Here is a 9,916-nt window from a genome sequence, read left to right as displayed (position 1 = left end):
TCAAGGACAAGCTCAAGGCCGGTCTCGTACGGCCTCACGACGACGACTCATCTCAACCGGGTGGGGAAATCTGAACGACCACGACTGGGGAATATCCGGCGACCCTTGACAGCTGCGGGCCATCGGTCTCAAGACAGCCTGGGTGCTGGACAAGGAACTCTTCGGCTGGCGGCACTTCGCCAATCGGCGCGAACTGGCTGGCTGCCTGGGTCTGGTGCCTACGCCCTATGACAGCGGCGGCAGCAAGATAGAGCAAGGCATCAGCAAGGCGGGCAACAAGCGAGCGCGGGCGTTGCTCGTCGAGCTCGCCTGGGGCTGGCTGCGCCTGCAGCCCGACAGCGCGTTGACGCAGTGGTTCAACCGGCGCTTCGCCGGCAGTGGCACGCGCATGCGGCGCGTGGGCATTGTGGCGCTGGCACGGCGCCTGGCCGTCGCGCTGTGGCGCTACCTCGAACATGGGGAAATTCCGTCCGGTGCGATGCTCAAGCCGGCCGGCGCGTGAAGCAACGCGAGTAACTCCACCCCCACACGGTTAGGCAAGGAACACATTGATGGTCAAAGGTCGACGCGCCCGGAACTTCCGCGGGTCACTGCACAGTGACCGTCCAATAAGATGGGGCGCGTCGGGAACAGGGGTTTGCCATTGCGCTTAGCGCATGCTGCATGAGGTGCACGGCATCCACACCGTGCACGGATAGAAGCTCGTCCGAGCAGTGGCTCGAACGCTCGTCACGCCCCGACCTTGGACCCGGATGCATCTCTCGAGCCAAGCCCCGTCCGTAGACTGAATGCTGTGCAGAGGCCATCATGAAATCTCATCCATCGATATATTGACCGTCACCGCTTGACAAACAAGTCCTCATAGAAGCGGAACTTCGTCACGCCCCATCCGGTTTTCCTGGTGGAGACCGCAGAAAAGTTCCTGCGCTGGATAAAGTCCAGCATGCAGTACGAGGCCGAGCTTTGAGAAGCTTCGGCAGAAATGCAATCTTGCAAGCACTACGACGGCCATCGCCCTTGCGTGCTTGTGCTTATAACCAGAAGAAAGCGTTATGACTGAATCCACGAAGTTGTTTGCGGAGCTGCTGGCGAGGGCCCATCCCAACGTTCCTACAAACATTCCACTCACTAACGTTACGTTCTTTCTGGGTGCGGGCTTCTCCAAATCCTGGGATTCGCGGTTTCCGGTCGGCGACGCGTTGTTCTCTTTTTCTTACAAAGAGTGGCACAAGCATGGTGGCCCGCTTGAAGAATTCTTGGCGCTGAACAACTATCCGCCTTTTAATCTGGACTTGAGTGCGTCTCTGTTCAAAGATATCGTTTACCAGATTGGCATGATGCGGAAGTATCCAGAGATGCGCCCTCGGTACATCGACGACCAAAATCTGGATATGGTCGAGAAGCATCTGAGGTATCTCGTGCGGAAGAAGTTCGAGGATACAGCGCCAATGTACTTTGAGGCGAACGAGAAGCTGCACATACCCGGCCAGCTAACTATGGAGCAGAGAGCGATACAACGCCTCTTTAGAACGCTCGGCCGCGCAGGCGACGGGTCAGAGGGCTTGCCGCGAGGCCTGCGAGCGAACTTTCTGACGACCAACTATGACTTTGTCCTTGAAGCCATTTTGGATAGCGTCCTTGCCCCGGACGACACCTATTCGTTGTACACCTACCGCGGCATTACTCCGATTAAATACTCCGGAAAACCTCCAAGGATTGTAGTGCACGAAAATTGGCTGGTGGGCAACCTGCTAAAGATAAATGGCGGATTCGAAGTGTTTAAGAGCGCCGATGGCTTTGAGGTGGACTATAGAAACCAGAAATCGGATGCGGAACTGCGGCTAAATCCGCCTCAATTGATGCTCGCTTCACGCGAGCAAGACTACACTCAGAGCTACTTTCGCGCTATGTTCCCGAAGGTCATCAGGCTCTTGCATGAGACCTCGTACTTAGTCGTGGTCGGATATAGCCTGCCCGAGGAGGACGCGCTCTTGCGACTAATCATTAGGCAATTCGCGGAAGACCGAACGGACGGCAATGAGAAGGCTCTCTTCTACGTTGACTTGAGCAATTCGGATGCACAAGTCTCGAAAGTCAAGAGTGTATTTCCTCATGTTGGCGATATTGGCCTGACGGTGATTCCTTATTCCGGTTCATTCGCCTCTTGGTGCGATGCGGTTGTGGAAAAACATACGAAGCTGGTGAAGTAGCCGCGTGAGTCGATGGGGCTGCTGTGCAGCAGTCGTCGAAGACGTTTGAGGCCAAGTTCGAAAGCCACTTAGGACGCCGCGGTAGGGCCGTCGGTCTGAGGGTGATTGCTGAGTGCGACCCGGTGGCGAAAACGCGTATGCGCATCAACGTTCATACTTGTCCGGCCTTGAATCGACATGTCGAACGTCCGGTTCCGAGAAAGGCGTACGGCAGCAACGGGCCCGAACCGGGCTTACAGCGGATGGCAATGGAGCCCGGAAGCGGCCTTTGGATGCTCGCTGCACCTGCGCCGGCGGAACAATGAAAACGCGAGTGATGCAACTTTGAAAACGGCGCTCGTAAGCTGTTGATTTTCGTGGTTTGGAAGGTGCGACAACCTTGGAGGAACTCAGTCGTTCGGTTCGTTCAAAGTTTGACCGGATTTATGTTTCGACGTGCTCTGGCAATCCATCAATCTGGTCCGCTATCTGGAGACAACAACAAGGACGTGGGCACTGAGGCCCAAGTTCACCACGCGGCTACTGTCCCGTGGCAGGTCGCGTCATTCAACGCCCCCGTGCTGAATCGTTCGAAGAATAGTCTGCACCCGTTCTCGGCCGCCGGCAGCAGCGAACTCCGCCGGAGTTTGGCCTCCCAGGAGGACATGCGCCGTGCATAGCCAAGCATGGGCTTCCTTCCCGAACACCTCTGTGGCGAGATCAAGCAGTTCCTGTTCGGCACGAGTCCCATCCACCCCCGGTGAGGAGACGACCTCGACCACAAGAGCTGGGTTGAAAGACTTGTTCTCGAACTCCCCGTGCCAGTTCAAATAGCCACGCGGATTTGAGATTACCCGGCAGTTCCCCACCACGTAGTCGAAGCTATCGTGCGTGTGCCCATGCACCCACAGCACCGGAACCTCAAAAAACTCGGGCCGCATCTCATTGACGAAGCCGCCAGAGGACCAATCCTCGGCATACCGCGGTGCCAGCGAATTACGGTGCGGTGCATGGTGAGTCACCACCACCGTTGGTCCCTCGAACGGCTCGGCGAGCTTCGTGCGCAGCCAGGAGCGATGCCGCCGATGGATCTGCAAGGTGTCCATCGGGACTAGGCGCTGCGTCCCACGCGAAATCGAGGTGTGCGGATCGTCGACGCGGATGGCGGAGTAGTCGGCCAGGTAGCGAGCGCTTTCGGTCATCGAGCGGTATCGGTCAGAGATCAGACGCATCGGCTGCCCGGCGAAGCCGGGGTTGTCGATGCGCAGGCGAAAGTCGGTCCATAGCGTGCAGCCGAGAAACCGCACTCCAGCGACAATGACCTCATCGCAATCAAGGAAGTGGACGCCTTGCTCTTTCGCTTCGCGGCGCATCTCGGCTTCTTCCTGGTCCAGCAGAGATTCGTAGTACTCATGGTTTCCGGCGATCTGCACGACGGGTTTGTCAGCAAAGCGAGCCGGATTGCGCAGCCAGCGCGCCACCACTCGGCCAGGTGCGACGATGTCGCCCGCCAAGATGGCCACGTCGAAGTCCAGGCCCTGGGGAAGCTCGAAGGTCTCAAATTCGGCATGGAGGTCGGAGAGGATGAGGAGCTTCAAGGACCGTTCCCCTCGGAGGTCCGTTGCACAGCGATGACCAGGCCTGGATCGAACTTGGCGTTTTCTGCCCTGCCGCTCCAGTTGACGTAGCCGCGGGGGTTGCTCACGATGCGGCAAGAACGTACCCGATAGTCGAAGCTCTCGTGGGTGTGACCGTGAACCCAAAGCACTGGAACATCGAAGAAGGATTCGGGCAGCTCGTTCACGAAAGCGCCCGACACCCAATCTTGCGCGTATCGCTGCGCGAGCGAGCCGCGATGCGGCGCATGGTGAGTGACGACGACAGTGGGCCCATCGAACGGCTCCGAGAGCTTCTGGCTCAACCATGTGCGCTGCTTGAGGTGAATCTGGCGCGTGTCCTCAGCCGTGAGCCTGCGTCCGTGGCGAGCGCGCCAAGTATCGCGCTCTGCGAGCTCGTCGACCGCTCGGATCAGAGCGTAGTCATTCATGAGGTTTGTTGCCTTCTTCATGCTCACGAAAGCGTCGCTGCGTCGACCACGTGGTGTGTCAATCGCAAGCTCGAAATCGGTCCAGAGCGTCGCGCCGAGGAAGCGCACGCCGTCGATCACCAGCTCGTCGCCATCGAGCAGACGCACCTGACCACCATCGGCCGCGGCGCGTGCCTCGGATAGGGCCAGGTCCATCCGACTGTCGTAGAACTCATGATTGCCAGGCACGTAGATTACCGGCATGCCAGCGAAGCGCGACTCAGCCCACTGGACTGCGCGCCGGCTAGGCGAATGGATGTCTCCCGCGAGAATCACGACGTCGAATTCGAGCGCCGGCGGTGTCTCGAAGGGTGCGAATTCGAGGTGCAAGTCGGAAAGGATCAGGATCTTCATGGCTGGCGTGCTGTCGTTCATTCCATCAACTCCTGACCACGAACACAGAGATCTCATCGCCATCGCCGTCCTTCGGCCGACGAGATGTCGCCGCAACCTGCGTGCGCGGCTTCGGCGCATCGAAGTCGCGATCCTCGAAATGGCGGCGCCCTTCATAGGCGGCCGCGCCCAGAGCCTGCTCGCTCGTCATGCGGATCTGGCGCGGCGTCATCCAGGCCAGGCGGCAGATCTGGAGATCCGTCGGACGTGCGAACGTCGCGCGAACCTCCTCCGACGGCACCATCCGGTTGAGCGTCGCTTGGAAGATGCTGTGCGCGAGTACCAGGCGCCCGTCGATGTCCGGCTCCTTGATGAAGAACTCAAGAAAACGTGAGCGCACCGGCGCGGCAATACGCCCGGCATCGTTCGCCGTGGCCACGTACACCACGTGGCTCGCGTCGAACTCGAAATCGACGCTCACGTCCTTCACCCTCGCTGCAGTGACCGGCTCGAGCAAGGAAAGCAACGCATCCACAGGGCGGTGGTGACCGCCCTCGTTGGCGCCCTTGTCGATCTCATCGAGGAGGACAACAGGGTTCGCCTTTTCTCCCAGGACAATGAGTTCCCACAGGGCGCCCACGGACGAGTTGGACCAGTGCCGCTCCGACCCTCTCAAGAGAGTGTTGGACTGCGCGTTGTCGAACGACTGCAGATGGATCGTCGTCTGGAGAGACTCCGCCAGGCGATGCGTGAAGTGCGTCTTGCCCACACCTGGCGCTCCCAACAGCAGGATGGGCTGCAGCGCCGGAGGTCGCCCTGACAGGTCGGCAAGGGCCATGGCGCGCTGGATCGCCTCGACAACCACAGCGAAATTCGGCATCTCCTCGGCAAGCTGCTGCAGATCTTCCCGCCAAGCCGCAGACCTCGCGACCGTGCGCCACGGTCCGTTGGCCATGGCCTTGGCAAAGTGCCGCAGATCTCGGGCGATGATCTCTTTGTCGGCCGTGGCCGGGTATCGTTTCAGCGAGTCAAACCGCTCGCGTGCGGCGTGCCAGTCGAAGACAGCAACGGTGTTCGGTGGCGCCGGCGGCAGTTCGTCCGGGACAGTCAGGGCCTGCGCGGCCTGCAAGGGAGTTAGGGAACTGCGAGCCACTGGCGGAGGTGGGCGCTTCGAGCGCTCCTCTTCTGCTGCCTCTTGCCGCGCTTTGTAGGCAGCATCGTCTTCGGCTCTCTTGCGCTCACGCTCTTCGAACAGCAGGCGTTCGCGTTCGAGCGCTTCAACCTCGAGTTGCTCGAGGAGCCAGATTGGAAGGAGCAAGGGCTCGCAAAACTCGCCGGAGAGGTCGCCAGGATCAGCATGGATCCCATACCCGGGAGGGACGCTGACTCTCTTTTTCTTGCTGACCATTCTGGGCTCCTTGGCGGAGCCGATCGGTCAGCTCCTTAAGACTGGGGAATGAGGATTAGGGGGTGGGCCGCCGCTATTGCCTGATTCGAGATACGGGTCGAGGAACCCGAGAAATTCGCCACGCGCATAACCATACGCATGTCGAAAACGATGCGTTTGGTGGTTGCGGTTGATAGGTTCAACATGGCGGATTGAAGGAAAGTCTTACGGAGCAGTATGTCGAGCCATCATATGGGCAATACCTGCCTTCGATCAAATACCCGTCGTGAAAATGATACGGCGTGGCGCAAAGAATCTGGAACAAGGCTCTCGCTCGTACTCGAGACATAAATGGAAATTCGAAGACATGGATAGATCCGAGCTGCTAGATAAAGTGAGCACTCCATGAACTCCGCTTTTTCAATGGGTATTTCTCATTTAATTCGGCACCTGTGCGCCCAGAACAAATTCAAAGTTGTTGCGCAACCTATTGAATTTCAATGAAATTGGACGGCGACGATTCCGAGTCGCCTACACAGGGCAAGCTGAGCGGCCCGCTGCTGGACCGCATCGACCTGCACATCGAGGTGCCCGGGGTGTCGGCGCAGCAGCTGCTGGAGGCCGCGGCCGGCGAGGCGAGCGCGACGATCCGCGGCCGCGCGGTGGCGGCGCGCGAGCGCGCACTGGCGCGCCAGGGCGGGCCGAACCAGGCGCTCGCGGGGGCCGAGATCGACCGCCATGCGGCGCTGGCGCCGGCGGCGCTCAAGTTCCTGCAACTGGCCGCGACGCGGCTCGGGTGGTCGGCCCGCAGCACCCACCGGGCGCTCAAGGTGGCGCGCACCATCGCCGACCTGGCGGGTGCGGATGCGGTCGAGCCGGCGCACCTGGCCGAGGCGGTGCAGTACCGGCGGGCGCTGCAGCTGGCGTAGAAGCGCTTTGAACCCTAGCGCCCGGCGTGCAGCCGCGACATCCAGCGCGAGCGTGCCAGGGCGACGAACTCGATCGCGCCCCAGAGCAAGGCGGAGCCGATGCCGCGAAGGAGCCGGCTGGCGGAACTGGAATGATTTCGTCGCATGGTCACGATACCGTAGCGCGGGCATGTGACGCTTTGATGGCCGCCCCGCCGCCATCCTGCGACCCACCACCTCCGCCACGCCCGAGTGACCACGACCGAACTTCCCGAATTGATCGAGCTGCACCAGCTCGCCGAGCTGGCCGGCCCGCGCATGACGCGGCGCCGGCTGTGCGAGATCGAGGCGGACGGACGGCGCTTCCCGGTCGAGGCCTTCGTGCTGGGCAGCGCCAGCCCGGACGCGCCGGCGGTCGGCTTCTTCGGCGGCGTGCACGGCCTGGAGCGCATCGGCGCCGAAGTGACCATCGCCTATCTGCGCAGCCTGGTGATGCGACTGCCGTGGGACGACACGCTGCACCGCCAGTTGAAGACGGTGCGCCTGGTGTTCATGCCGCTGGTCAACCCGGGCGGACTGTGGCTGGGCACGCGCGCGAATCCGAATGGCGTCGACCTGATGCGCAATGCGCCGGTCGAGTCCGCCGAGCGCGTGCCCTTCCTGATCGGCGGCCAGCGCATCAGCGCCGCCATGCCGTGGTACCGGGGCCCGCTCGGCGCGCCCATGGAGCCCGAGAGCGCCGCGCTGTGCGAACTGGTGGAGACCGAACTGATGGGCCGGCCCTTCGGCATGGCGATCGACTGCCATTCGGGCTTCGGCCTCGCCGACCGCATCTGGTTTCCGTACGCCCACACGCCGCGGCCGATCGCGCACCTGGCGGAGGTGCATGCGCTGTGCGAGATCCACGACGACACCCTGCCCCACCACCGCTTCGTGCTGGAGCCGCAGAGCCGCCAGTACCTCACGCACGGCGACCTCTGGGATCACCTCTACCTGCGCGCCTGCGACCGGCCCGGCATGTTCCTTCCGTTGACGCTGGAGATGGGCTCCTGGCTCTGGATCAAGAAGAACCCGCGCCAGATCTTCTCGCGCCACGGCATCTTCAACCCGGTCATCGCCCACCGGCAGCAACGGGTGCTGCGCCGCCATGTCGCGTGGCTCGATTTCATCGTGCGCGCGGCCTGCAGCCACGCCCGCTGGGTGCCGACCGGTGCCCAGCGCGCGGACCATGCACGGCGCGCGCTGGCGCGCTGGTACGACAGCGGGGGGCCTCGATGACGACCTGGGTGCTGCTGCGCGGGCTGACGCGCGAAGTCGGCCACTGGGGCGAGTTCCCGCGGTTGCTGCGCGAGCGGCTGCCCGGCGCGCGCGTGCTGGCCATCGACCTGCCGGGCAACGGGCGCCTGAACCGCGAGACCAGCCCGCTGCGCATCGAGGCCATGGTGCAGCACTGCCGCGCGCAGCTTCGGGCCCTCGGGGTCGAGACCCCGGTCCACCTGCTCGCCATGTCGCTGGGCGGGATGGTGGCGGTCGACTGGGCCCGCCGCCATCCCCGGGAGCTGGCCGCCTGCGTGCTCGTCAACACCAGCCTGCGCCCGTTCAGCCCGTGGTACTGGCGCCTGCGTCCGGCGAACTACCCCGCCCTGCTCGGGTTCCTGCGCCCATGGTTGAGCGATAGTCAGCGCGAACAGACGATCCTGCGCATCACCAGCCGCCATCCGCCACCGGACGACGACAGCGTCGGCCAATGGGTCGCGCTGCGGCGGGCGCGGCCGGTCAGCGGCGCCAACGCGCTGCGGCAACTGATCGCGGCCACCCGCTACCGCGCATCGGCAGAGCCGCCGGCCGTGCCGATGCTGGTGCTGGCGAGCCGCTGCGACGCCCTGGTCGACGCGCGCAATTCGCACAGCCTGGCGCGCCGATGGCAGGCGGACATCGTGGAGCATCCGACCGCCGGGCACGACCTGCCGCTGGACGACGGGCCCTGGCTCGCGCAGGCCGTCGGCGCGTGGTTGGCATCGCGTGGCGATTACAAAATTTAACGCCGTGTATCAGCGCCGAGGGCCTTCGGCACCCCTGCCGACGCCGCGGCAGCAAAGAAAACGCGAGCTTCCGTGAACAACGGCGCATCACCGCGGCCCGCTCCGCGGCGCCGGCTTTCTTGGTCCGCCCGGCTCCCTAGAATCCGGCCGCCCTCGGCCTCGGTCGACGGGCTTGTTTGTCACACATGAAGATTCAGGGATCAAAAAAATATGGAACACAGTACCTTCAAGAAGCTGTCGGCCGAATTCATCGGCACGTTCTGGCTCGTTTTCGGCGGCTGCGGCAGCGCCGTCCTGGCCGCCGCCTTCCCAGGCCTGGGCATTGGCTTCGTCGGTGTCTCGCTGGCCTTCGGCCTCACGGTGCTGACCGGCGCCTATGCCCTCGGCCCGGTCTCCGGGGGCCACTTCAATCCCGCCGTGTCGGTGGGCCTGGTGGTGGCAGGGCGCTTCCGCGCCGCCGAGCTGCCCGGCTACATCGTCGCCCAGGTGCTCGGCGCCATCGCCGCGGCCCTCGTGCTCTACGCGATCGCCACCGGCAAGCCGGGCGCCGAGATCGGCGGCTTCGCGACCAACGGCTTCGGCGAACATTCGCCGGGCGGCTTCGGCTTCAAGGCGGCGCTTTTGACCGAGGTCGTGCTGACCGCCATCTTCCTGATCGTGATCCTCGGCGCCACGGCCAGGAACAGCGCCGCGGGCTTCGGCGGCCTGGCGATCGGCTTGTGCCTGACCTTGATCCACCTGGTCTCGATCCCGGTGACCAACACCTCGGTCAACCCGGCACGCAGCACCGGCCCGGCGCTGTTCGGCCCGGCCATCGCGGTCGACCAGCTGTGGCTGTTCTGGGTCGCGCCGATCATGGGCGCGGTCATCGGGGCGGTGATCTACAAGCTGCTGCTGGCTTCGGCGGCTGGCGAAGCACGCGCGGCGGCGTCGGCACTCGAAACCGCAGGCTGAGCGCGGACCCGGGTCGG

The 9,916-nt window shown here is 63.2% G+C and carries 8 protein-coding genes and 2 pseudogenes; 6 read left to right on the top strand and 4 right to left on the bottom strand.

The window, feature by feature from the left end:
- Nucleotides 1-109: 109 nt before the first annotated feature.
- Nucleotides 110-502 (top strand): annotated as a pseudogene (locus QZH52_RS04690) (transposase); the annotation flags it as partial.
- Between the two features lie 550 nt (nucleotides 503-1,052).
- Nucleotides 1,053-2,210 carry a hypothetical protein gene (locus QZH52_RS04685; protein ID WP_301804579.1) on the top strand — a complete coding sequence of 386 codons (1,158 nt, stop codon included), beginning with the start codon at nucleotides 1,053-1,055 and terminating at the stop codon, nucleotides 2,208-2,210.
- 542 nt (nucleotides 2,211-2,752) lie between these two features.
- Here QZH52_RS04685 and QZH52_RS04675 read toward each other — a convergent pair.
- Genes QZH52_RS04675 through QZH52_RS04665 form a run of 3 tightly spaced genes read right to left on the bottom strand, consistent with a single transcriptional unit; the run spans nucleotide 2,753 to nucleotide 6,016 of the window.
- Nucleotides 2,753-3,787, bottom strand: a complete 1,035-nt coding sequence (locus tag QZH52_RS04675) for a metallophosphoesterase (protein WP_366919262.1) — start codon at nucleotides 3,785-3,787, stop codon at nucleotides 2,753-2,755.
- The gene (locus QZH52_RS04670) at nucleotides 3,784-4,629 is read right to left on the bottom strand and encodes a metallophosphoesterase (RefSeq protein ID WP_301804639.1); all 846 of its coding nucleotides are present in this window, start codon (nucleotides 4,627-4,629) and stop codon (nucleotides 3,784-3,786) included. Before QZH52_RS04670 ends, QZH52_RS04675 begins: the two co-directional genes overlap by 4 nt.
- Nucleotides 4,630-4,654: 25 nt before the next feature.
- A complete protein-coding gene (locus QZH52_RS04665) occupies nucleotides 4,655-6,016 on the bottom strand; it encodes an AAA family ATPase (RefSeq protein WP_301804577.1) in 1,362 nt (453 codons plus the stop codon).
- Between the two features lie 497 nt (nucleotides 6,017-6,513).
- Between QZH52_RS04665 and QZH52_RS04660 the strand changes: the two are divergent.
- Nucleotides 6,514-6,924: pseudogene (locus QZH52_RS04660) on the top strand (magnesium chelatase subunit ChlI family protein); the annotation flags it as partial.
- A 14-nt stretch (nucleotides 6,925-6,938) separates the two neighbouring features.
- On the opposite strand, the gene QZH52_RS04655 reads toward QZH52_RS04660, so the two are convergent.
- Nucleotides 6,939-7,070 (bottom strand): hypothetical protein, encoded by a 132-nt coding sequence (locus QZH52_RS04655; protein WP_301804574.1) that lies wholly within the window; start codon nucleotides 7,068-7,070, stop codon nucleotides 6,939-6,941.
- 85 nt (nucleotides 7,071-7,155) lie between these two features.
- Here QZH52_RS04655 and QZH52_RS04650 point away from each other — a divergent pair, with 85 nt between their 5' ends.
- The 3 genes from QZH52_RS04650 to aqpZ all read left to right on the top strand — a co-directional run bounded on the left by QZH52_RS04650 (nucleotide 7,156) and on the right by aqpZ (nucleotide 9,899).
- Nucleotides 7,156-8,181 (top strand): M14 family zinc carboxypeptidase, encoded by a 1,026-nt coding sequence (locus QZH52_RS04650; protein WP_436411532.1) that lies wholly within the window; start codon nucleotides 7,156-7,158, stop codon nucleotides 8,179-8,181.
- Nucleotides 8,178-8,945, top strand: a complete 768-nt coding sequence (locus QZH52_RS04645) for an alpha/beta fold hydrolase (RefSeq protein WP_301804571.1) — start codon at nucleotides 8,178-8,180, stop codon at nucleotides 8,943-8,945. The genes QZH52_RS04650 and QZH52_RS04645 overlap by 4 nt, the downstream gene beginning before the upstream one ends.
- A 210-nt stretch (nucleotides 8,946-9,155) precedes the next feature.
- A complete protein-coding gene (gene aqpZ / locus QZH52_RS04640) occupies nucleotides 9,156-9,899 on the top strand; it encodes an aquaporin Z (protein WP_286535179.1) in 744 nt (247 codons plus the stop codon).
- Nucleotides 9,900-9,916: the final 17 nt, after the last annotated feature.

Origin of the sequence: Variovorax ginsengisoli, assembly GCF_030486595.1 — a bacterium.
GTDB classification, from domain to species: domain Bacteria; phylum Pseudomonadota; class Gammaproteobacteria; order Burkholderiales; family Burkholderiaceae_C; genus Variovorax; species Variovorax ginsengisoli_B.
Note: the sequence above shows the minus strand (reverse complement) of the source record. Positions and strands in the feature narration are given on the sequence as shown.